At 66.4% G+C, this 23,179-nt stretch carries 16 protein-coding genes; 15 read left to right on the top strand and 1 reads right to left on the bottom strand.

From position 1 onward, the window contains the following. The first annotated feature begins 108 nt into the window (after positions 1–108). The 14 genes from ACQZF9_RS11340 to ACQZF9_RS11275 all read left to right on the top strand — a co-directional run bounded on the left by ACQZF9_RS11340 (position 109) and on the right by ACQZF9_RS11275 (position 19,854). Entirely contained in the window at positions 109–2,583 is a 2,475-nt protein-coding gene (locus ACQZF9_RS11340; RefSeq protein WP_428313337.1) for an efflux RND transporter permease subunit, read from the top strand. 111 nt (positions 2,584–2,694) lie between these two features. After that, positions 2,695–4,083, top strand: coding sequence for a DUF1329 domain-containing protein (locus ACQZF9_RS11335; RefSeq protein WP_428313336.1), 1,389 nt, complete (start codon positions 2,695–2,697; stop codon positions 4,081–4,083). Between the two features lie 38 nt (positions 4,084–4,121). Further along, positions 4,122–5,135 (top strand): WD40/YVTN/BNR-like repeat-containing protein, encoded by a 1,014-nt coding sequence (locus ACQZF9_RS11330; protein ID WP_428313335.1) that lies wholly within the window; start codon positions 4,122–4,124, stop codon positions 5,133–5,135. Positions 5,136–5,269: 134 nt separating this feature from the next. Further along, on the top strand, positions 5,270–7,243 hold the full coding sequence (locus ACQZF9_RS11325; RefSeq protein ID WP_428313334.1) for a DUF1302 family protein: 1,974 nt from the start codon (positions 5,270–5,272) through the stop codon (positions 7,241–7,243). A gap of 234 nt (positions 7,244–7,477) precedes the next feature. Further along, positions 7,478–10,195 (top strand): LuxR C-terminal-related transcriptional regulator, encoded by a 2,718-nt coding sequence (locus tag ACQZF9_RS11320; protein ID WP_428313333.1) that lies wholly within the window; start codon positions 7,478–7,480, stop codon positions 10,193–10,195. Between the two features lie 114 nt (positions 10,196–10,309). After that, a complete protein-coding gene (locus ACQZF9_RS11315) occupies positions 10,310–11,434 on the top strand; it encodes a fatty acid desaturase (protein WP_428313332.1) in 1,125 nt (374 codons plus the stop codon). 16 nt (positions 11,435–11,450) lie between these two features. After that, complete coding sequence (locus ACQZF9_RS11310; protein ID WP_428313331.1) at positions 11,451–12,530, top strand: 2Fe-2S iron-sulfur cluster-binding protein; 1,080 nt, start codon at positions 11,451–11,453, stop codon at positions 12,528–12,530. A gap of 26 nt (positions 12,531–12,556) precedes the next feature. Then, entirely contained in the window at positions 12,557–13,765 is a 1,209-nt protein-coding gene (locus ACQZF9_RS11305) for an acetyl-CoA C-acetyltransferase (protein WP_428313330.1), read from the top strand. Beyond that, complete coding sequence (locus ACQZF9_RS11300) at positions 13,765–15,939, top strand: 3-hydroxyacyl-CoA dehydrogenase NAD-binding domain-containing protein (protein ID WP_428313329.1); 2,175 nt, start codon at positions 13,765–13,767, stop codon at positions 15,937–15,939. Before ACQZF9_RS11305 ends, ACQZF9_RS11300 begins: the two co-directional genes overlap by 1 nt. Further along, positions 15,939–16,727: an enoyl-CoA hydratase/isomerase family protein gene (locus ACQZF9_RS11295; RefSeq protein WP_428313328.1), complete on the top strand. Its 789-nt coding sequence runs from the start codon at positions 15,939–15,941 to the stop codon at positions 16,725–16,727. The genes ACQZF9_RS11300 and ACQZF9_RS11295 overlap by 1 nt, the downstream gene beginning before the upstream one ends. After that, positions 16,724–17,863 (top strand): acyl-CoA dehydrogenase family protein, encoded by a 1,140-nt coding sequence (locus ACQZF9_RS11290; RefSeq protein WP_428313327.1) that lies wholly within the window; start codon positions 16,724–16,726, stop codon positions 17,861–17,863. The genes ACQZF9_RS11295 and ACQZF9_RS11290 overlap by 4 nt, the downstream gene beginning before the upstream one ends. Positions 17,864–17,884: 21 nt before the next feature. Continuing rightward, positions 17,885–18,238, top strand: coding sequence for a hypothetical protein (locus ACQZF9_RS11285; protein WP_428313326.1), 354 nt, complete (start codon positions 17,885–17,887; stop codon positions 18,236–18,238). Positions 18,239–18,279: 41 nt separating this feature from the next. Next, complete coding sequence (locus ACQZF9_RS11280; RefSeq protein ID WP_428313325.1) at positions 18,280–19,041, top strand: SDR family NAD(P)-dependent oxidoreductase; 762 nt, start codon at positions 18,280–18,282, stop codon at positions 19,039–19,041. Between the two features lie 168 nt (positions 19,042–19,209). Next, the gene (locus ACQZF9_RS11275; protein ID WP_428313324.1) at positions 19,210–19,854 is read left to right on the top strand and encodes a DUF1345 domain-containing protein; all 645 of its coding nucleotides are present in this window, start codon (positions 19,210–19,212) and stop codon (positions 19,852–19,854) included. A gap of 132 nt (positions 19,855–19,986) precedes the next feature. On the opposite strand, the gene ACQZF9_RS11270 is transcribed toward ACQZF9_RS11275, so the two are convergent. After that, positions 19,987–20,955, bottom strand: a complete 969-nt coding sequence (locus ACQZF9_RS11270) for a tRNA dihydrouridine synthase (protein WP_428313323.1) — start codon at positions 20,953–20,955, stop codon at positions 19,987–19,989. A gap of 60 nt (positions 20,956–21,015) precedes the next feature. Between ACQZF9_RS11270 and ACQZF9_RS11265 the strand changes: the two genes are divergently transcribed. Beyond that, positions 21,016–23,133, top strand: coding sequence for a 5'-nucleotidase C-terminal domain-containing protein (locus ACQZF9_RS11265; protein ID WP_428313322.1), 2,118 nt, complete (start codon positions 21,016–21,018; stop codon positions 23,131–23,133). Positions 23,134–23,179: the final 46 nt, after the last annotated feature.

Genomic DNA, 23,179 nt, shown 5'->3' with positions numbered 1-23,179 from the left:
AGGGCCGACGCCGGCCGCAGACAAAGCACCTGGCCACCGGGACCGACGAACAGCCGTCTGGCACCGAGAGAGAGCAGGGCGTACACGAACGACAGGATGGAGAGCTTAGTGAACGGACCGCAGCCGCTGCGTTTTCGTCTGGCCAAATGGATCATGGATCGTCGCGGCGTCGTCGCGATCGGCTTCGTACTGGTGACCCTGGCCTTCGCCGCCGGCTTTCCGCGCGTGGAGATCCGCACGATCTTCAAGGATCTGCTGCCGTTGGACGATCCCTTCGTGCAGGTCTACAACGACCATCCCAACTTCGGCAATCCGCTGACGATGTCGATCATGGTCAAGACCAAGACCGGTGACATCTACAACAGCGAAACGCTGAAAAAAGTCTGGAAGCTGACCCGCGACATCGACCTCGCGCCCGGCGTCGATCACGACCAGATCATCTCGATCGCGACCGAGAAACTGCGCTTTGCCGAGGCCACGCCTTTCGGCATCGACATGCGGCCGCTGATGGACGATCACGTGCCGAGCACGCCGGACGAAGTGCGCGACTTCAAGCGCCGCATCGAGCAGTCGCCGAACGCGCGCACGTTCTATGTCTCCGGCGACGACACCTCGACCCTGATCAACGCCACGTTTCTGGACTCGGTCGAATACGGCAAGGCCTTCGACTACGCGCAGGGCCTGATCAAGGCCGCCGCCGACGACAATCACGAAGTCTACCTGGCCGGCCAGCCGGTGCTCACCGGCTGGGTCTACCAGCTGCAGAAGCAGACCTACAAGATCTTCGGCGTCACGCTCGGCCTGCTGACGCTGGCGCTGCTGCTGTACATGCGCAATATCGCCGGTGTGGTCACGCCCATCGTCTGCGCGCTGGTCGCGGCGATCTGGGGCTTTGGTTTCATCGGCTGGATCGGCCGGCCGATCGAGCCATTGTTGATGATCGTGCCGCTGCTGCTGGTCGCGCGCACGTTCTCGCACTGCATCCAGTACACCGAGCGCTACTACGAAATCCTCGGCCATGTGAAAGACCGCAGAAAAGCTGCGGAAATCACCATGGGCGTGATGATGGCGCCGTCGATTCTCGGCATCATGACCGACGTCTTCGGCATCGTCTTCATTGCGGTCGCGCCGATCACGACGATGTACAACCACGCGCTGTTCTGCGGTGCCTGGGCGCTGTGGATCATCCCGACCGGCGTATTCCTGATTTCGATCCTGCTGTCCTACCTGCCGGCGCCGCGCAACCTGGAGCAGATCGCCGGCGGCGCGTCCAAGGAATCCGGCATTCATCTGTTCCAGAAGCGCGTGCTCGAACACACCGCGCGCATCACCCATGGCAAGGCGGCGAAGATCACCACCGCCGTGGTCTGCGTGCTGTCGCTGTGGTCGATCTACCAGGCCTTCCAGATCAAGATCGGCAACCCGGTCGAGGGCAGCAACCTGCTTTGGGAAGACTCCGAGTACAACACCGCGGTGCGCGCGATCAATGCGCATTTCCCCGGCATGAATACCCTGGAAATCGTGCTCGAAGCCAAGCAGCGCGATCCCAATGATCGCATCGCGCGCACGCCGGAAGTGGCGGCGGTGTCGGCGCAGATCCAGGCGATGGTCGAGGCCGATCCGGTGCTGCCGCCGCGCGCGACGCTGTCGTTCACCGATTACGCGATGGAAGGCAATCGCCTGTTCTCCGGCGGCAACCCCAAGTTCCTGCCTCTGGACCCGACCGTGTCCGCGGTGCGCGCCGCCGGTACCGCGGTGACCTTTGGTACCAACCCGGTCAACTTCGGCCACATCTCCGACTTCGAATTCCAGAACTCGACGATTTCGCTCTGGTACAAGGACAACAAGCAGGAGACGGTCGACGCCGCTCTGGCCAGTGCGCAGCGCGCGGTCGACGCGGTCGGTGTCGATCACGCCAAGTTCACGGTGCGCATGGCCAGCGGTTTCATCGCGCTGCAGCAGGCGATGAACAACGTCGTGCATCGCTATCACTGGTTCATTCTCGGCCTGGTCAACATCGCGATCCTGGTGATCTCGGCCTACGCCTACCGCTCGCTGGTCGCGGCGGTGATCCTGCTGATTCCGGTGAACCTGTCGAACTTCATGCTGATGGCGGCAATGCACAAGCTCGGCATCGGCCTGGACATCAACGCGGTGATCGTCGCGGTGATGGGCGTCGGCGTCGGCATCGACTACGGCATCTACATGCTGTCGCGCATCTGCGAGGAATACACCGCGCGCGGCAAGCGCTGGGACCTGGCGATCGACGCGGCGCTGACCACCACCGGCAAGGCGATCATGTTCACCGCGACGATCATGCTGCTCGGCATCCTGCCGTGGTACTTCCTGTCGGACCTGAAGTTCATGGCCGACATGGGCCTGCTGCTGGTCGCGATCATGCTGATCAACATGGTGCTGTCGCTGGTGGTGCTGCCGCTGCTGGTGTGGCTGGTCAAGCCCGCTTTCGCCGGCCGCGAAGACCTGATCGTCGGCGAAGGCGTCGACCTGTCGCAGTTCCAGGATGCGCCCGGCGCCGATCCGAAAAGCCCCTCGGCCGCCTCGTCTTTGATTGCAGCGAAGTAGGTCGTCCGGTGTTGCCGTTGCCGAGGAAACGCTGAAGCCATCATTCCCGCTTGCGCGGGAGTGATGGACAGAACTTCAGATCATCAAAAAAATTCACGCGAGGAGATTTCCATGCATATCCGCAAATACGATTTCAATTATGGCCGCCGCCAGTTGATGAAGAACACCGCGCTCGGCGCCGGCGCCGGTGTGCTGATGCCGCTGGAGAAACTGATGGCGGCCGGCAAGGACATCGCCAAGGCCTATCCCGAAGAGCTGATGTCGATCGAGGCGATCACCAAGGGCAAGGTCAAGACCGGCGACTACATCACCGCGGCCAACGTCGAGCACGTGAAGGATCTGCTCGATCCCATCGTCTACGGCCAGGTCAAGGATCTTGGCCGCAAGATCAAGATCAAGGCGACCTCGCGCAATCCCTCCGACATGTTCCCCGGCGAGTTCTACGAGGCCATGCAGCGCAATGCCGGTAACGGCATCACCGGCAAGTTCGACGGTAATGGCAATGTCGTCACCAACGACGGCAAGCCCTGGGTCGGCGGCCTGCCGTTCCCGGACGCGAAAAACGGCTTCGAGTTGCAGGCCAACATGGCGATGAGCTGGGGCCGCGGCGACTACAACCAGTACGCGATCAAGGAAACCGACATCAATCCGGACGGCAATGTCGCCTACAACTACGACATCGTCTGGACCGAGCTGCAGACGCAGGCGCGCATGGACGGCAAGATCTTCAAGGACATGAAGGATCTGCTGCGTTTTCAGACCGTGCTGTTCACATCCACCGCCGACGTCGCCGGCAGCTCGTTCCTCAGCACCTGGTATTACGACCAGCGTAAATTCCCGGACCTCTACGGCTACCTGCCGCAGTTCAAGCGCGTGCGCCAGTTCCCGACCAACCAGCGTTTCGAGCCGCTGATCCCCGGCGTGACCTGGTTTTTGACCGACCCGTGGGCGGCCGGCGATCCGATGCTGACCTGGGGCGATTTCAAGATCATCGAGCGCAAGCCGATGCTCGGCGCGTACAACACCACCTGGAGCGGCGACAAGCCGAACTGGGAAAAGCCGGTGCACGGCGGGCCCAAAGGCATCACCTTCTTCGACACCGAATACGAGCTCGCGCCGGAAGTCGCGATCCTGGAATCCAAGCCCACCGGCTACCCGCGTGCGCCGGTCGGCCGCCGCCTGGCCTATGTCGACGTCCGCAATTCGCTGTACAGCGGCAACATCCGCTTCGATCGTCAGGACAAGCCCTGGGTCAGTTTCGAAACCGGTTTCGGCCAGTACAAGAACGGCAGCAAGGTCGTCACCGGCGCCGACGGCAAGACGCCGGCGTACTCGTGGATCTACGTGCTCAGCTACGACTGCCAGAACAAGCGCATGAGCCGCGCAATGCACTCGGAAAGCTGCTTCGGCGGCTACAAGAGCCTGTTCAAGGGCGACAACGAGGCGATGTACAACAAGTTCTTCACGCAGCAGGCGCTGCAGCGTCTCGGCCAGGTCTGATCGCCGCACGCGCATTGCCAAGCAAAGGTGAAGAAGCCATGAAGCACTACCACAAAGCGATCGGTCTCGCCGCCGCGCTGGCCACGATGGTGACCGCGCAGGCGACGACCTCGTCGGCGATTTCCGCAGCGAACCAGGCTGAGCCGATCGAGCTGTTGCGCGGCATCCCGCACCAGGCGTTGTTCGACGTGGCCTTCGACGGCAGCCACGGTATCGCCGTCGGTGCCGGCGGCGAAATCGTCGTCAGCCAGGATGCCGGCCAAAGCTGGGCGCCGCAGAAATCGCCGAGCCAGCTGAGCCTGCTCGGCGTGGCGACACGCGGCGCGCGCACCATCGCGGTCGGGCAGATGGGAATGATCCTGGTCAAGAACGGCAACGCCGACTGGCAGGCGATCAAGACCGATACCACCGAGCGCCTGATGGCGGTCGACCTCAACGCGCAAGGTCTCGCGGTCGTCGTCGGCACGTTCGGTACGGTGCTCAAATCGACTGACGGTGGACAGAGCTGGCACAACGCGGCACCGGACTGGTCGACGATGTTCACCGCCGAATCGGCGACCCTGGGCGACGCGTTTCATCCGCATCTGTACGGTGTCAAGGTGGGTGACGACGGCAAGGTCACCATCGCCGGCGAGCTGTCGCTGATCATGACCTCGAAAGCCGGCGCGCCCTGGCAGCTGGCGCACCGGGGTGCGGTCAACGACGGCCGGGTCGATCCGTCGATTTTCGGACTCGACATTCGCGACGACGGCGTCGGCTTTGCGGTGGGCCAGTCCGGAATGATCCTGAAAACCGTCAACGGCGGCGCAAGCTGGCTGCCGCAGCCCGGCGGCGGGACGGCGATTCTGCTCGGTGTCGAGTCCGGCGCCGATCATCGCGTGCTGATCACCGGCATGCGCGAAATGCTCGCCAGCGACAACGACGGCGCCAGCTGGCGGCAAGTGGTCGGCGGCGATATCGCCACCGCCTGGTACAGCGCCGCGGTCAGGCCGGCCGGCTCGGACCGGATCCTGGTCGCAGGGCAGTCCGGAAAAATCATCAGCGTCAAATAAGTCAGTGGTCCGTGATGGGAGCCGCGCCGACGCGCGGCATCCCGCCCGATTGAAAAACACAGCGGCATCAGCGTGAGGAGAGCGTGATGAACAATGGGGGTAGGGGGGAGCTGCGTCTTGCAGCCGCCGTTGGATTGAGTCTGAGCAGCCTGAGCGCGCACGCGGGCTGGTTCAGCGATACGTTTCCCGATTTCAGCTGGGACTACGGCGGCTTCGTTCGCCAGGAGACCGCGATCAGCACGGTCAGCGACGAGAACCCGAACAATCAGGGCGGCAATACGTTCCAGAACCAGACCGCGACCCGGCAGGCCTACCTGCCGCCGGCGCTGATTCCGGGCGGTCAGCTGATCAACTGGGGCGCGGTGCCGCTGCCGTACCGCGATACCGTGAAGCGCTCCGACTTCGTGCAGAGCACCGACAACGACTTCAACTACGTGGTGTTCCGCGGCGAGCTGGAATTCGGCGCCAAGTTCGGCGAGAAGTGGGACTTCATCGCGCGTCTGCGCGGCCTGTACCAGCCCGACGCCTACGACGACTTCGACGCCGCCAGCGTGTCCGGCCTGCAGGGCGGCATCACCGGCGGTGATCCGCGGCTGTATCACGGCAAGGTCAACTACTTCGACTACATCACCGAAGGCGGCAGCAAGGGCAATCCGCTGGAATGGAGCGGCCGCAACTACCAGCTGTATTTGCCGGCAGCGGTACTGAACTACCGCGACGGTGGCTTGAACGTGCGTGTCGGCAACCAGACCATTGCCTGGGGGCAGTCGATTTACCTGCGCGTGTTCGACGTCCCCAATGGCCTGGACCTGCGCCGCCATCTGATCTTCGATCGCGGCTTCGAGGAGTTCTCCGACAAGCGCGTACCGTCGCTGTCGGCGCGCGTCACTTATCAGCTGACCGACAGCGTGCTGCTCGACAGTTACGTCGAGAAATTCCAGCCGTCGATCTTCGGCAATCCGAACACGCCGTTCAACGTGATCCCCGCGCAGTTCACTGTGCGCGATCTGTACAAGGAAGACGGCGACGACACCAAGCTCAGCGCCGGATTCCGCCTCAAGGCCGACTACGGCGACTGGGGCTGGCAGGCCGCCTACGTCAACCGCATGAACCCGGACGGCGCATTCCGCTGGACCGAAACCGGCGTCAGCAAGCCCTTGCAGGGCGGTGTCGGCAGCCTCGGTTCGGTGGTCAACACCGCGTACAACGCCAAGCTGCCGGCGGCGGCCTGCGGCGGCCTTTACGATCCGTCGCTGTGCCGCCTGTATGCGGACAGCGGTGAGGCGCTGTCGCATTCGCCGCTGGAAGTGGCGCCGGCCGGTGTTTACAGCGCGGACGAATGGTTCGACTACGCGGCCCAGGTGCGGCTCAACGGCGTGACCGGCCTCAATGCGGCGATCAACGATTTCTCCGGCTCCAAGGACTTGTACGCCACGCCGGTGGACAACTACGAGCAGGCGGCGAGCGAACTCAACACCTTCTTCATCGCCGCAGGCGGCAGCCTCAGGGGCCATATCGCGCGCGAGTACTTCCGCGAGAACGTGCTGATGCTCGGTGGCAGCTACGTCAACTCCAGCGACAACGACTTCCTGAACGAGCTGATCTTCAACGTCGAGGCGCAGTACATTCCGGACCGCACCTTCACCGCCACCGATCTGAACACCGGCTTCAAGAAGACCGACGAATACACGATCTCGCTGGTCGTCGACAAATGGCATCGCTTCTTCAACGAATTCCCCGGCACCTACATCGTGTTCGAAGCGCTGACCAAGAACCGCAGCGATCTGGTCGGGCGCCTGCTCGAAGGTTACGGCGGTGATCGCAATCACGCCGCGCCGGGCAAGAAGGGCAATGCCAACTACGTGGTGTTCGGCTTCCTGCAGCCCTGGCCCAACAAGCTCTACGAGTTCGAGCTTGCGACCCTGTACGACCCCGATGGCGGCATCTTCATCCAGCCCGGGCTGCGCTGGCATCCGGGCCACGACATCACCGTCGAAGGCTTCTACAACTACACCAACGGCCACCTGTACGGCGACCCCAACGGCAACCTGATCGCCGGCCTGGAATTCGCGCAGGAATTCACGATGCGTTTCTCCTACCAGTTCTAAAGCGCGGTTCTTCGACTTCAACGGCCCTCCATTTGCGGCCGGCCGTCTCTGCCCGCGGCAGAGACGCCTTGTACAGGGCGATGGCGCCTCCGCCGTCGCGTCGGCCTACTTTTTGGGCATCGTGCAAGGTGGTGTGTGATGAATCCGATGGTCAAGGCGCATCTGGCACAGCGAGCCCGTGGTCCCGGCGGGCGGGTGTTGCCTTACCGGGGTGGTCCGTCGCACGCTGTCGGCATGATCCAGGTTCAACAGGGGCTCAGTCCGCCGTTCTTCGCGTTCGCGCCGGTCAAGACCGCGATCCAGGCAGAGCTGACCGCCGACGATCGTCCGCCGGTCAAACTGGTCTCGATCACCGCGCCCACCGGCTACGGCAAAACCGTGCTGCAGTCGGCGATGTACGAGCACTATCGCGCCGCCGGTGCGGAGTGCCACTGGCTGGCGCTGGACGATCGCGACGTCAGCGTGCAGCGCGTGCTCGGTCACCTGGAAACCATCCTGGTGCCACGCGATGGCGAGGTCGAGCCGGCGCAGGCTCTGCACCAGGGCGACGAGTCGATCGACGAGCGCATCGCGACCCTGATCGAGGCGCTGGCCCTGGTCAGCGATCCGACCGTGATCTTCATCGATAACCTCAACTACTGCACCGACGAGACGCTCGATCCGTTGATCGATGCGCTGGTGTTCAGGACGCCTTCCTGGGCGCATTTTGTGCTGTCGAGCACCGGTGACCAGTCTTTCGATCGTGCCAGGGCCAAGCTCGAGGGGCGTGTGCGCCTGGTCGGTTTCTCCGATTTGAGCCTGAGCGAGGCGGAAACCGAGCAGTTGCTCGGGGCGTCGTTGTGCGCAAGGCTCAGCCAGGACGCGGTGCGCGCCATCGTGCGCCAGACCGAGGGCTGGCCGGCGGCGGTGCGGCTGATGCAGATTATCCTCAATGCGGCCGAATCGCCGGAAGCGGCGCTGTCGCAGTTCTCCGGTGCCGACGAGGATCTTGCCGCACTGCTGAACCGGCAGGTGCTGCAGGGATTCGACGCGGCGTCGCGCAAGTTCCTGCTGGAGATTTCGCTGCTGCGTACGTTCGGCGTCAACCTGAGCCAGCACGCCACGGGCGACGCGCATGCCGCGGCGCACATCCAGCGCCTGCTGAAGCAGAACGTCTTCGTGATTCCGCTGGATCGCCGGCGTAGCTGGTATCGGCTGCATTCGTTGTTCCGCGAGTTTCTGATCGACGAAGCGCAGCGCCAGATTCCGCTGGATCGCCGGCGCCAGCTGCTGTGCCGTGCGGCCGAATGGTGCGAGCACGCCGGACGCTGGCAGGACGCCATCGACTATGCGCTCGACGCCGACGCCGCCGAACTCGCCGTCGGCATCCTCGAACGCGTCGCAGTGATGTTCGTGCGTGATCGCGGCGATCTGCACCAGTACATCGAGTGGGCCGAGAAGCTGCACGCGATGGGCGTGCGCGGCGGCTGGGAGGTCGACTACTGGTACGTGTGGGCGCTGGTGTTCCACCGGCGCTACGAATACGCGCGCCGCCAGCAGGAGAAATTCAGCGAGCGTATCCGCAGTGAAGCCGACAGCAGCGGCCGGCGGGAAGAGGCGCAGCTGCTGCAGCGCCGCATCGAGGTGATCGGTTTCGCGATCGACGCCTATACCGATCACCTCGCTCGCGCCTACGACAACGGCATGCGCTGGCTGGAGCGCACCGGTGGCGACGATCCCTTCGATGTCGCCACCATCGTCGTCGGCTCATGCTTCTATAAGATCGGCGACTTCGAGCTGGTGGACGCGCGCGGCATGCTGCGCATGGCGCAATCGCATATCGCTCAGGCGCAGAGTTCGTACGGCGAAGCCTGGGTTGCGACGGCCACCGCGGCGGTGCAGTTGCACGAAGGCGATTTTCCGTTGGCGCATCAGGATCTGCTCGCGGCGCTTTCAAAGAGCAAGGCGACGCTCGGCGACAATGCCGGTATTACCAGCACTCTGGCCCTGGAAGCGGCGAAAAGTGCCGTGGAAATGGGGCTCGACGGCGAAGCCCGAGACCTGCTGGCGATGGGCATGCGGCGTATCCAGTCGCATGGCCTGGTCGATACCGCGGCCTTTGGTCTCGATGCCGCGATCAAGCTCTGGGACGGCGCAGCTGCCGGCGGCCTGTCGGTCGGGCAGTTCAGGGAAATCGCAGCAGCCTATCCGCCGCGGCTGTCGCTGATGCTGTCCTGTTTCCTGATCCGGCGCTTGCTGCGACTGGGGCGCAGCGACGAAGCCCTGGCCGAAGCCGCGCAGATCGGGCTGGTGCCCGAGCGCGGCTACGAATCCTTCCGGCTGGCCGAGCGCGACTCGATCGCCTGCATGCGCTCGCTGGTCGCTGCGGTACAGATCGAACTCGACATCGTCGGCGGCCGGCTCAAGCAGGCGACGGCGCTGATCGCCGAAGAGACCCGGCTGGCACGCGCCGACGGCCGCTACGGCCGTCTGGTCGAACTGGCGCTGGACGAGGCCGCGGTCAGCCTGTGCTCACACAACCCGGCGCCTGCCGCACGACATCTGGCGCGCGCGGTCGGGCTCGCCGCCAAGCGTCGCTACCTGCGGCCGTTCCGCGATCGCGGCGAAATGGTCGCGGCGCTGGTCAACGAGACCAAGTCCAAGGACTGGGGCTTCGCGCTGGACGAGGACCGGCGCTTCTTCGCCGAAATCTGTCGCGGTCTGCCGGTTTCCGCCGGCGACGCGATCGAAGGGGTCGACGCCAGCGCGCTGGCGGAAACACCCACCGCGCGCGAGCTGGAGCTGCTGTCGCTGGTCGAGGCCGGGCTGTCGAACCAGCAGCTCGCCGATCGGCTGTCGGTGTCGGTGGCGACGGTCAAATGGCATCTGTACAACCTCTACACCAAGCTCGGCGTCTCCAGCCGCGGCGCCGCGCTGGCGCGCGCGCGCGCGCTGAATTTACTGGTGCGTTAGCCATCCCATGGCCGGCCCAACTATTGGTTGGGGCCGGCCGCGGTGCGATCACCGAAGCTGAGCCTCACACGGTAGCGGACCTCGTATCCGCGCCCAACAGCGAAGGAGATGGCAATGCTGGACTACTTCAAATACACGGTGTCGGCAGTGATCCTGCTGGCCGCCGCCTACGGCATCTGGATCGGCGATCAATACGTGTGGCTCGGCCTCGGTGTGCTGGTCGGCGTGCTCGGCTTCGACGCGTTTTTGCCGCCGGATCACTCCGAGCGCGACCAGCGCTACCCCTGGCTGTACGACGCGATCATCTCGTTCAATCTGGCGCTGGGTTTCGGCCTGGTGTTCCTGTATGCGCATCTGGTCGGTAGCGACCATTTCACGACGACCAGCTCGGCCGTCGGCGCCTTCCTGAGCATGATGTTCGTGCAGTTCGTCGTCACCGCACCGGCGCTGCACGAGCTGTTTCATCGCGAGAACCTGCTGCTGCGCACTTACGGCCGCTTCGGCCTGGTGCTGATCTTCGATCCCTGGCGCGAGATCACCCACGTCGTCACGCATCACATGCGGGTTGGCACGCCGGACGATCCGGACTACGCGCGTCGCGGCGACACCGTCTACGGTCACCTGCTTCGCACGTTCAAGGGCCAGATCGTCGAGTCCTATCATCTGGAGCGCGCAATGTGGACCAAGCGCGGCCGCCGCTGGTACGACCCGCGCAACGGCTGGGTGCAGCGCGCCGCCACGCTGGTGGTGTTCGTCGCCGCGCTGCTGGCGGTCGGTGGGCCGAAAGGCGCGGCGATGGTGGTCGCCGTGTGTCTGGCCGGGCCGCGTCTGTTTCTGGAAGTGTTCAACTACACCCAGCACTACGGCCTGGTCACCGGTACGCCGGGCCGCTTCGAAAAGCGCCATACCTGGAACCATCTGACGCCGTTCGTGCGGTTGCTGGCGCTGGAAATCACCAATCACACCGGCCACCACGAAGACAGCTACAAGCCGTTCTACGGCCTGGTGCCGGACCCGACCGGCCCCAAGCAGCCGCAGTTCCTGCTGTGCGTGATGCTGGCCTTCGTGCCGCCGCTGTGGTTCATGATGATCAAGCCGCTGCTGAAGGACTGGGACGAGCGCTACGCCAACCAGCAGGAGCGCGAGATCGCTCGCGCCGAGAACGCGCGCGCCGGCTGGCACGATCTGAATGACGACGACGCCATTGTGCCTGGCGGCGCCTACGCCGCAGCACGCTGACCGGAGCCTTCTCACCATGTCGTCGAATCAGGCCGCTGTCGTGGCCGATGAGGCCGCGCGCCCGGGCCGTTGCCGGATCACCGTCGAAAGCGACCGGGCCGCATCCTTCGATGTCGGCAGGAACGAACTGCTGCTGTTATCGGCGATCGCGCAGGGCGTGGAGTATCCGCACAATTGCAGGGTCGGCACCTGCGGCCGCTGCAAGACGCGGCTGATCAGCGGGCGCATCAGCCCGATGGTGGATTTCGCACTGTCGCCGCTGAGCAATCAGGAACTGAAAGACGGCTACATCCTCGCCTGCCAGGCCAAGGTGCGCGGCGATCTGGTGATCGACGTCAAGCTCGGCGGCACCTCGGTCCTGCCGGTGCGTACGGTGTCGTCGCGCGTCGTGCGCTGGGAGCGCTTGCCGGGCGAGGTCATCGATCTGCGTCTGAAGCTCGACGAGCCGCTGCGCTTCAACGCCGGCCAGTACTGCACGATCGCCGAGTCCGGTTCGTTCGTGCGGCGCTCGTACTCGTTCTACGACGCGCCGCCTGCGGCCGACAGTGAGGGCGCGCAGGAAGTCGGCTTTCTGGTCAAGCGCCTGCCGGGCGGGCAGTTCTCCGAATGGTTGTTCGAGCGGGATCGTGTCGGCACCAAGGTCTGGCTCGAAGGGCCGTTCGGCATGATGGGGGTCGCCGACCACGATCGCGACGGCCTGTGCGTCGCCGGCGGTACCGGGCTGGCGCCGATCCTGTCGATCGTCGCCGATCGTTTGCAGCGGTCGACGGGTGCGCGCTTCACCATCGTCTTTGGCCTGCGCACTTCGCGCGATGTCTTTGCCAACGAGGCCCTGCAGCAGCTGCTCGCGCGCTATCCCGAGCGTCTGCGCCTGGTCACGATCCTGTCTCACGAGCCGGCCGGTTCGAGCTGGCAAGGCCCGCGCGGCCTGATCACCGCGGCGCTCGATGCGCAGCTCGGCGTCGACTATCGCGACGTCACGGCCTTCGTCTGCGGCAGCCTGCCGATGGTCGAGGCGGTGGAGAAAACCCTGCAGCGCCTGGGCCTGCCGCCCGAACGCATTCACGCCGACAAATTCCTGCCGACCGGCTATTGACGGCGGCTCATTACTCAGGAGAACCCATGGCTACGGCCTATATCTACGATCACGTGCGCACGCCGCGCGGCCGCGGCCGCGCCGACGGCGCGCTGCACGAGGCGACTTCGGTACACCTGGGCGCTACCGTGCTTTCTGCGCTGCGCGACCGCCATGCGCTGGACACCCGACTGGTCGACGATGTGATCTTCGGCGTCGTCGCGCCGGTCGCCGAGCAGGGCCAGTGTCTGCCGCGCATGGCCGCGATTGCGGCCGGTTACGCGCAGGAAACCGCCGGCGTGCAGATCAATCGCTTCTGCGGCTCGGGCCTGGAGGCGGTCAACATGGCGGCCGGCAAGATCGCCGCGGGCGCGGCGGATTTCGTCGTCGCCGGCGGCTGCGAATCGATGTCGCGCGTGCCGATGTTTTCCGACGGCGGCGCCTGGAGCGTCGACCCGGCGCTGGCGTTTGCGAGCCACTTCATCCCGCAAGGCGTCAGTGCCGATCTGGTCGCGAGCAAATGGGGCTATACGCGCGATCGCGTCGATGATTTTGCGGTGCAGAGTCATCGGCGCGCGGCTGGCGCGTGGGCCGAAGGCCGCTTCGACCGCTCGGTGGTCGCGGTCAGGGACGTGCTCGGCGATGTGCTGCTGGCACGCGACGAAACCGTGCGCGCCGGCTGCACGCGCGCCGATCTGGCCAAGCTGAAGGCTTCCTTCGCCGAACTCGGCGCCAAGGCCGGCTTCGATGCGATGGCGATTTCGCGCTATCCGGAAGTCGAGCGCGTCCATCACGTGCATCATGCCGGCAATTCTTCGGGCATCGTCGACGGCGCCTGCGCGATGCTGCTCGGCAGCGAGGCCGCCGGCAAAGCCGCGGGGCTGAGGCCGCGCGCGCGCATTCGCGCCTTCGCCGAGATCGGCTCGGAGCCGACGATCATGCTGACCGCGCCTTCGTACGCGGCCGAAAAGGCGCTGAAGCGCGCCGGCATGAAGGCTTCGGACATCGACCTGTTCGAGATCAACGAGGCTTTCGCCGCAGTTGCGATCCGCTTCACCGAAGCGCTGGGGCTGGACCCGGACATCGTCAACGTCAACGGCGGCGCGATCGCGATGGGTCATCCGCTGGGTGCGACCGGCGCGATCATTCTCGGCACCGTGCTCGACGAGCTGGAGCGCACCGGCAAGACCACCGCGCTGGCCACGCTATGCATCGGCGCCGGCATGGGCGTCGCCACCATCATCGAGAGAATCTGATGAGCCACGACCTCAATAACGCGAGCGCGGGCCCGATGGTCCGCAGCGACATCCAAGACGGCATCGCCACGCTGACCATCGACATGCCGGGCCGGTCGATGAACGTGATCGCACCGGAACTGGCCGCCGAACTGCGCCAGCGTTTCGATGCGGCGATCGCCGATGCGAGCGTCAGCGGCATCATCATCGCCAGCGGCAAGTCCAGCTTCATTGCCGGCGCCGATCTGAGCCAGATGGCCGCGTTCGCCGAGCCCGGTCTCACGCCGCAGCAAGCGGCGATCAAGATCGGTTACCTGAGCGAGCTGTATCGGCACATCGAAACCGCCGGCAAGCCGGTGGTCGCCGCGGCCAGCGGCACCGCGCTCGGCGGCGGCCTGGAGCTGATGCTGTGCTGTCACTATCGCATTGCCGCCGACAATCCCGGTGCGCAGTTCGGCACGCCGGAAGTCAAGCTCGGACTGTTGCCCGGCGCTGGCGGCACACAGCGTCTGCCGCGGCTGATCGGGGTGGTCGCGAGCCTGCCGCTGCTGACGCAGGGCACGTCGCTGTCGCCGACGGCCGCACTGAAAGCGGGCCTGTTGAATGAAGTGGTGCCAGCCCCGGAACTGCTGGCGGCCGCCAGGCGCGCGCTGCTCGAAGGCCGCGTCAAGGCGATCGCGCCCTGGGATGAAAAGGGCTATCGCATTCCAGGTGGCGATGCCTACGCGCCGGCGGTTGCGGCGGCTCTGACCGCGGCCAACGCGAGCCTGCACGCGGCGACGCGCGAGCACACGCCCGCGCCGCTGGCGATTCTGCGCTGCCTGTACGAAGGCCTGCGCCTGCCGATCGCCAAGGGGCTCAAGCTGGAGATCCAGCATTTCGTCACCCTGGTGCAGGGCCGCGTCGCGCAGAACCTGATCCGCACGATGTTCTTCGCCAAGCAGTCCGCCGACAAGCTCGCGCGGCGACCGAAGCAGGTGCCGGCGACGACGGTGCGCAAGCTCGGCATCCTCGGCGCCGGCTTCATGGGCGCCGGTGTCGCTCAGGTTTCGGCGCAGGCCGGTATCGACGTCGTGCTGCTCGATCGTGATCTGGTGACCGCGCAGCGTGGCCGCGACGGCATCGTCAAGGCGCTGGAGAGCGACGTGGCAAAAGGCCGCCTCGCGGCGGACAAGAAGGATCAGATCCTGTCGCGCATCTCTGCCGCCGAGGGTTACGAGGCCTTCGCCGACTGCGATCTGGTCATCGAAGCGGTGGTCGAGGATGCCGGTGTCAAGGCCCTGGTGACGCGTGCAGCCGAGGCGGCGATGCGCGGCGATGCGATCTTCGCGTCGAACACCTCGGCGCTGCCGATCGGCGATCTGGCGGCGGTCAGCACCCGGCCAGGGCAGTTCATCGGCCTACATTTCTTCTCGCCGGTACCGCGCATGGCGCTGGTCGAGGTCATCGTCGGCCGCGCGACATCGGACGAAACCCTGGCGCGCGCGCTCGACTACATCAAGCAGATTCGCCGCACGCCGATCGTCGTCAACGACGGCCCCGGCTTCTACACCACGCGCTGCGTCGACGCTTATCTGCGCGAAGGCATGCGCCTGCTCGCCGATGGCGTCGATCCGGTGCTGCTGGAAAACGCGGCGGTCGCGCTCGGCATGCCGGTCGGGCCGCTGGCGCTGGCCGATGAAGTCGGCATCGACGTCGCGCATCACATCGCCCACTTTCTGCGCGGCAGGGAAAGCGGCGCCTGTGCCGACGACCGGCATGCGTCGAACGCGGTGCTCGATCGCCAGGTCGCGCTGCAGCACTGCGGTCGCAAGAGCGGTCGCGGCTTCTATCGGTATCCGCAGGACGAGCCCAAGCATCTGGATCCGACGCTGCGCGAGAGCCTGCGCGCCGAGCAACCGTCCAGCGCGCAGGTGCAGGAGCGGCTGTTGCTGGCGCAGGTGCTGGAAGCCGCACGCTGCTGGGCCGAAGGCATCACCCCCGATGCCAGTGACGCCGACCTCGGCGCGATACTCGGCTGGGCGTTCCCGGCGTATCTCGGCGGCCCGATGTCGGTGATCGACGATCGCGGCGCCGCCGCATTCGTCGCCCGCTGTGATGAACTCAGGGCCAGTCTCGGCGCCCGCTTCGAAGTGCCGGCGCGGCTGCGCGACTTTGCCGCCAGCGGCGCGCGCTTTCACCCGGTCAGGTCCTGATGTCGCTGGCAGAGCTGCAACGCGATGCCAGCACCGGCATCGCCACGATCACGGTCAATCGTCCGCAGGTACTCAATGCGATCGACGTGCCGACCGCGAAAGCGATCCGTGCCGCGGTCGAGCCGCTGCAGGGCGACAGCTCGGTGCGCTGCATCGTGCTGCGCGGCGCCGGCCGTGCCTTCGTCGCCGGCGGTGACCTGGGCAAGTTCGCCGAGGATTTCCGGCGCGCGGCCGACGTGGTCGACGATCTGCTCGACGCGCTGCATCCGGCGATCAGGATCCTGCGCGCGCACGACGCGCCGGTGATTGCCAGCGTACAAGGTGCGGTCGCCGGCGCCGGCCTGAGCCTGATGGCGAGCTGCGATCTGACGATCGCCGCCGAAGGCACGCGCTTCATCGTCGCTTACGATCGCATCGGCGCGACTCCGGATTGCGGCGGCACCTGGTTCCTGCCGCGGCTGCTCGGCAGCCGTCGCGCCGCGCAGTTCATGCTGCTCGGCGAAACCTGGGATTCGGCGACCGCCCGCGAGATGGGACTGGTCAACTACGTCGTGCCGGCCGAGGAGCTGGAGCAGCAGACCCTGGGATTTGCGCAGCGTATCGCGGCGGGTCCGACTCGCGCCTACGGCTCGTACAAGCGGCTGGCGGCGCAGGCGCTCGGCGAAGGCCTGCCGGCGCACCTGGAACGCGAGCGCGAGGCGTTCAAGGCGGCGACACGCACCGACGATTTCCGCGAAGGCGTCAGCGCCTTCCTCGGCAAGCGCGCGGCCGCGTTCAAGGGGCATTGATCGTGCTGACCGATGACCAGAGGATGATCGCCGACGCGGCGCGGCGATTTGCGCGCGAAGTGCTGGCCCCGGGCGCGGCGCTGCGCGAGCAACGCGCTGCGATCGAGCCGGAAGTATTCCGGCAGATGGCCGACATGGGCCTGCTCGGCATGACCGTGTCGACCGACTATGACGGCGCCGGCGCGGACTACGTCAGCTATGCACTGGCGCTGATGGCGGTGGCCGAGGGCGACGGCGCGATTTCGACGGTGATGAGCGTCCACAACGCGCCGTTCTGCGCGATCCTGGAGCGCTACGGCAGCGAGGCGCAGAAACACAGCGTGCTGAAGCCGGCCGCGCGCGGCGAATTCATCGGTGCCTTCGCGCTGACCGAAAGCCAGGCCGGATCGGATGCCAGCGCGCTGCGCACGCGCGCGCAGCGACACCGCGGCGGCTGGCGCATCGACGGCAGCAAGCAGTTCATCACCAGCGGCAGGATCGCTGGCTACGCGGTGGTGTTCGCGGTCACCGATGCGGCCAACCCGAAGCGCGGCATCAGCGCCTTTCTGGTGCCGACGGATACGCCGGGCTATCACGTCACGAAGATCGAACACAAGACCGGACAGAAGGCCAGCGACACCTGCAGCCTCGCGTTCGACGCGATGGAGCTGCCGCCGGAGGCGCTGATCGGCGCCGAAGGCGAGGGCTACCGTATCGCCTTGTCGAGTCTGGAAGCCGGGCGCATCGGCATCGCGTCGCAAAGCGTTGGCATGGCGCAGGCGGCGCTGGATCATGCGATCGCCTACGCGGCGCAGCGCAGCTCATTCGGCAAGCCGCTGCTCGATCACCAGGCGGTGAACTTCCGCCTGGTCGAGGCGAAGACGCAGCTTGAGGCCGCGCGCCAGCTGGTGCTGTCGGCGGCGCGTCTGAAGGACGCCGGACAGCCCTGCCTGGAGCAGGCCTGCATGGCCAAGCTGTTCGCTTCCGAAACCGCCGAGTCGGTGTGCTCGATCGCGATCCAGACCTTCGGCGGCTACGGCTATTTGCAGGACTTTCCAGTCGAGCGCATCTGGCGCGATGCACGCGTCTGCCAGATTTACGAGGGAACGTCCGACATCCAGAAAATCATCATCGGCCGCGGCCTCGCCGCGGCTTGAACGATCGCGGGGAGAAATTCGGTGAAGCTGATGCAAGTGGCGTTTCTGCTGTTCGCCGCCGTCGCCGCGGGCGGCGTGTTGCTGAGCCTGTTGGTCGGCCTGCGTCTGCGCTTCCCGGCCTGGCTGGGCAGCGCGCATGGGCTCGCCGGCCTGGGGGCGCTGGCGTTTCTGTTTGCGACCAACCTGCTTGGGGGTGCCGAGACGACGCCACGCGCCTGGTGGGCGCTCGGCGTCTTCACCAGTGGTTTCTTCGGCGGCCTGCTGCTGTTCCGCGTGATCTTCAAACAGCGCGCGACGCTGCCGCTGGCGCTGATGCACGGCAGCCTCGGCGCACTGGGCCTGTATCTGCTTTACGGCGCGGCGTTCGTGGGCTGAGATCGTCGCGTCATCACCATCGAAATATTCGGGAGAACGTCATGGATGTGAAGAACCAGACCGCGCTGGTCGTCGGCGGAGCCTCGGGGCTGGGCGCGGCCACCGCGCGCAAGCTCGCGCAACTCGGCGCACGCGTCGCGGTGCTGGATTTCAATCTCGACGCAGCGCGTGCGGTCGCCGAGGAAATCGGTGGCCAGGCTTTCGTCTGCAACGTCACCAGCGCGGAAAGTGCGGAAGCCGCGATTGCCGCGGCGCGCGAGGCGCTCGGCGCGGCGCGCATCCTGGTCAACACCGCCGGTATCGCGCCGGGCGCGAAGATCGTCGGCAAGAACGGACCGATGCCGCTGGACGAGTTTCGCAAGGGCATCGAGGTCAACCTGGTCGGCAGCTTCAACACGATGCGTCTGGCGGCAGCCGAGATGATCAAGCTCGATCCGCTGCAGGATGGCGAACGCGGCCTGATCATCAACACCGCTTCGGTCGCCGGTTATGAAGGGCAGGTCGGTCAATCGTCCTATGCCGCGTCGAAGGGCGGCGTGATCGCGTTGACGATACAGGCGGCGCGCGAATTGGCTCAGCATGGCATTCGCGTCTGCACGATCGCGCCCGGCCTGTTCGAGACGCCGATGATGGCCTCGCTGCCGGAGAACGTCCGCGCCGGCCTCGGCAGCAGTGTTCCGTTTCCGCCGCGGCTGGGACGAGCCGAAGAATATGCGCGTCTGGTCGCCGCCATCGCCGACAACGTGATGCTCAACGGAGAAACCCTGAGGCTCGACGGTGCGCTGAGAATGCAGGCACGTTAGCGCCCCATCCCTGTTTGCAGTGGCCGCCGCCGGACGTGGAACTCGACCTGGCCGGCAGCGGCCGTACTGCCGGAGCGGAGCGTCGGCCGCTAGCGGGAGCGCGGTGACCTCGTCGGCAAGCCCGCACTGCAGTGATAGATTCACCGGTCTCGCCACACCGAGCCCGCCATGTCCGCCAGCCAGCACACACGCCACCACCTGCGCTTCTATGTTGCGCTGCTGATCGGCGCGCTGACCTGGTTCGCGGCGAGCCTGCTGTCACCGAAGCTGGCGCCGATGGCCGCCGGTGACGTGTTCTTCGCTTCCTATCTGCTGATGATGTCGCGCTTCGTCGCCGGTACCAGCGTCGACGATCTGCGCCGTCGCGCGGACTACGAGGACGAAGGCGCGCCCATCATTTTTGCGCTGACTGGTATCGCCATCGCGTTCTGCCTGGGCTCGATTTTCACTTTGCTCAACGGCAAGCCCGGCCAGGTGCATCTGCTGGTGTCGCTGGCCAGCGTGCCGCTGGGCTGGCTGACCTTGCACACGATGCTGGCGCTGCACTACGCGCGACTGCACTACGCGCCGAAGTCCGCGGCAAAGCGGCGCGAGGATCGCGGCGGCCTCGCGTTCCCCGGCACCGAGGAGCCCGACGCCTGGGACTTTCTGTACTTCTCCTACGTGATCGGCATGACCGCGCAGGTTTCCGACGTGCAGGTCGAAGACAGCGGCACGCGCAGGCTGGTGCTGGCGCACAGCGTCGCCTCGTTCTTCATCAATACCGTGCTGGTCGCGCTGGCGGTCAATGTCGCGATCAATGCGTCGCAGTGAGTTGGTTGGCGCTGTGTCCCTCGATACGCCGGATGAAGCCCGGCTACTCGGGAGGAACGGGTTCACGGATATCCCCCGTTCCTCCCGAGTAGCTCGCGCCGGCGCCAGCGTATCGAGGGACGCAAGCCAGGATCAGGCCGCTTGCGGCAGTTCCAGCGCGGCGCCGCCGACCATCCGATCCAGCGCCGCGCAATCCTGCAGCTGCCGCAGCTGCACGAACAGCGCCTCGGCTTCCGGATAGTTGCGTCCCAGCCATTTCAGCCACTGCTTGAGCCGGCCGGGCGCGAAGCCGTGCTGGAGCTGGCTGCACTGCTGCTGCCAGAAACGCTGCACCAGCGACAGGATCTGCGGCCACTGCAGTGGCTGGTAGTCGCGGCCGGAACGCGCCGCGGCGATCTGCAGCGCGAGGTCGGGGCAGGCGACCAGGCCGCGGCCTAGCATGTAGTGCTCGGCGCCGCTGATCGCGCGGCAGCGGCGCCAGTCGGCGACGCTCCAGATCTCGCCGTTGGCGTAGACCGGCACCTTGACCACGTCGGCGATGCGCGCGATCCATTCCCAGTGCGCCGGCGGCCGGTAGCCGTCGGTCTTGGTGCGTGCATGCACGACGATCATCTGCGCGCCGCCGTCGGCCAGTGCGCGCGCGCAGTCCAGCGCGCGGTCGGTGTTCTCGTAGCCGATGCGCATCTTCGCGGTCACCGGGATCGCGGCCGGCACCGCGCAACGTACCGCGCGCAGGATCGTGTGCAGCAGCTCGGGCTCCTGCAGCAGCACCGCGCCGCCGCGTGAACGGTTCACGGTCTTGGCCGGGCAGCCGAAGTTGAGGTCGATCACCGGCGCGCCGAGTTCGCAGGCCAGCGCCGCGGTTTCGGCCAGGGTGCTCGGATTGGAGCCGAGGAACTGCACGCGCAGCGGCGTGCCGGCGGCGGTGCGCGCGCCGCGCGCCAGCTCCGGCGCGTCGCGGCGGATCACGTGCGCCGGCAGCAGCGCATCGTTGACGCGGATGAACTCGGTCACGCACCAGTCGACGCCGCCGACGCGCGTCAGCACGTCGCGCAGCGCTTCGTCGACGAGGCCCTCCATCGGGGCGAGTGCGAGTTGCATCGGGGTTCACGGCGTGGCGTTGCAGGGCGCGCAGCTTAGCGCAGCTGCGATACTCTGCGGATGAATCCGACCCGGGGTAGCGGCGGCATGCGCGGAAAGCGGCAGACGAGGATCGCGGCGATGCTGGCCTGCCTGTCGATCGCCGGCTGCCAGAGCGTCGTCACCGATACGGCTGCGCTGGGTTTCGTCTCGAACGCGGTGATCGCGACCGAGGGCGGCGCCGCGGTGTTGATCGTGCATCGCGGCGGTGACGCCCGCGGCGCGGCCTCGCTGCGCTACACCACGATCGACGGCAGCGCCAAGGCCGGCAGCGACTACGCCGCGGCCCGCGGCGAGCTGCGCTGGGCCAGCGGCGACAGCGCCGACAAAAGCATCACCATCGCGCTGAGCGCCGACGGTGTGTTCGAGGAAGACGAAAGCTTCGAGCTGCAGCTGTCGGATGCGCGCGGTGCCGGCCTCGACCAAGCGGCGGCGAGCGCCACGGTGACGATCGCCGACAACGATCCGGTGCCGCTGCAGCTGCTGTCGTTCAACGACTTCCACGGCAACCTGAATCCGCCCGGCGGCACGATACGCGCGCCCGATCCCGCCGATCCGGCCAGGACCGTGAACCTGCCGGCCGGCGGCGTCGAATACCTGGCGACGCTGGTCAGGCAGCTCAAGGCGCGCACGCCGCGCAGCACCGTGGTCGCGGCCGGCGACCTGATCGGCGCCAGCCCGCTGGTGTCCTCGCTGTTCCACGACGAGCCGACCATCGAATCCCTGAACGCGCTGGGCCTGGAATACAGCTCGGTCGGCAATCACGAGTTCGACGACGGCAGCGGCGAGTTGCAGCGCGTGCAGCACGGCGGCTGCTTCGGCGAGGTCGGCGATGCGACCAGCTGCCAGAACGGGCCGTTCAAGGGCGCCGCGTTCCAGTACCTGGCGGCGAACGTGGTCGACAGGCAAACCGGCGCGACGATTTTCCCGCCGTACGCGATCAAGCCGTTCGACGTCGGCGGCGGCCGCAGCATCGGCGTCGCCTTCATCGGCCTGGTGCTGCGCAATACGCCGAACATCGTCACGCCCAGCGGCGTCGCCGGCCTGCGCTTCACCGACGAGGCCAGCGCCGCCAACGCGCTGCTGCCGCAGATCAAGGCGGCCGGCGTCGAGGCCATCGTCGTGCTGATTCACGAGGGCGGCATGACCAGCGGCCTGTACAACGACAAAAACTGCCCGGACCTCAGCGGCGACATTCTGCCCATCGTCGACCGGCTCGATCCGGCGATCGACATCGTCATCAGCGGCCACACCCACGCCGCCTACAACTGCCGGCGCAACGGCCGCGTGCTGACCAGCGCCAGCTCCTTCGGCCGCGTGCTGACCTCGATCGATTTCAGCCTGGACCGCAGCACGCGCGACATCGTCGTCGGCAGCGTCGACAACCACGTCGTGGTCAACGACTTCGCGCCGAATCCGGCGCCGGCGGCGTATCCGAGCCTGGCGAAAGACCCGCAGCAGACGCAGATCGTCGGCCTGTACAACCGCCTGGTCGCGCCGCTGGCCGGGCAGGTGATCGGCCGCATCAGCTCCGATCTGCGGCGCACGCAGAACGCCGCCGGCGAATCCATGCTCGGCGACGTCATCGCCGACAGCCAGCTCGCGGCGACGAAGGCGCGCAGGGACGGCGGCGCCGTCGCGGCGTTCATGAACATCGGCGGCGTGCGCTCCGATCTGCTGCTGGCCGAAACCAGCGGCGGCGAAGGCCCGGGCGAAATCACCTACGGCGAGGCGGCCACGGTGGCGCCCTACGGCAACATCCTGATCACGCTGAGCCTGACCGGCGCGCAGATCAAGACCCTGCTCGAACAGCAGTTCCCGCCGACGCAGACCGCGCCGCGCATGCTGCAGGTGTCGCGCGGCTTCACCTATCGCTACGACGCCAGCGGCCCCGAGAACGCCAAGGTCGATGCCGGCAGCATCCGCATCAACGGCGTGCGCGTGCGCGCCACGCAGCGCTACCGCATCACCGTCAACAGCTTCCTGGCGGCCGGCGGCGACAACTTTCTGGTACTGAAGGACGGCAAGCGCGCGCGCGGCGGTGTGCTCGACCTGGACGCGCTGATGGCCTACTTCAAGACGCATTCGCCGATCGCGCCGGAGACGGTGCCGCGGATCGTGCGGGTAGATGGGCCTTAGCTCCGCTTTTTTTGATCGCTGATCGAAACCCTGTTCGTCTGGATGG

It is taken from the genome of Hydrocarboniphaga sp. (assembly GCF_965279055.1).
Lineage (GTDB): Bacteria > Pseudomonadota > Gammaproteobacteria > Nevskiales > Nevskiaceae > Hydrocarboniphaga.
Note: the sequence above shows the minus strand (reverse complement) of the source record. Positions and strands in the feature narration are given on the sequence as shown.

What these genes read in the sequence shown, in the direction of transcription:
- ACQZF9_RS11335 (WP_428313336.1), top strand. Translation starts at nt 2,695, where the DNA reads ATGCATATCCGCAAATACGATTTCAATTATGGCCGCCGCCAGTTGATG.
- ACQZF9_RS11330 (WP_428313335.1), top strand. Translation starts at nt 4,122, where the DNA reads ATGAAGCACTACCACAAAGCGATCGGTCTCGCCGCCGCGCTGGCCACG.
- ACQZF9_RS11320 (WP_428313333.1), top strand. Translation starts at nt 7,478, where the DNA reads ATGATCCAGGTTCAACAGGGGCTCAGTCCGCCGTTCTTCGCGTTCGCG.
- ACQZF9_RS11315 (WP_428313332.1), top strand. Translation starts at nt 10,310, where the DNA reads ATGCTGGACTACTTCAAATACACGGTGTCGGCAGTGATCCTGCTGGCC.
- ACQZF9_RS11310 (WP_428313331.1), top strand. Translation starts at nt 11,451, where the DNA reads ATGTCGTCGAATCAGGCCGCTGTCGTGGCCGATGAGGCCGCGCGCCCG.
- ACQZF9_RS11305 (WP_428313330.1), top strand. Translation starts at nt 12,557, where the DNA reads ATGGCTACGGCCTATATCTACGATCACGTGCGCACGCCGCGCGGCCGC.
- ACQZF9_RS11300 (WP_428313329.1), top strand. Translation starts at nt 13,765, where the DNA reads ATGAGCCACGACCTCAATAACGCGAGCGCGGGCCCGATGGTCCGCAGC.
- ACQZF9_RS11295 (WP_428313328.1), top strand. Translation starts at nt 15,939, where the DNA reads ATGTCGCTGGCAGAGCTGCAACGCGATGCCAGCACCGGCATCGCCACG.
- ACQZF9_RS11280 (WP_428313325.1), top strand. Translation starts at nt 18,280, where the DNA reads ATGGATGTGAAGAACCAGACCGCGCTGGTCGTCGGCGGAGCCTCGGGG.
- ACQZF9_RS11275 (WP_428313324.1), top strand. Translation starts at nt 19,210, where the DNA reads ATGTCCGCCAGCCAGCACACACGCCACCACCTGCGCTTCTATGTTGCG.
- ACQZF9_RS11270 (WP_428313323.1), bottom strand. Translation starts at nt 20,955, where the DNA reads ATGCAACTCGCACTCGCCCCGATGGAGGGCCTCGTCGACGAAGCGCTG.
- ACQZF9_RS11265 (WP_428313322.1), top strand. Translation starts at nt 21,016, where the DNA reads ATGAATCCGACCCGGGGTAGCGGCGGCATGCGCGGAAAGCGGCAGACG.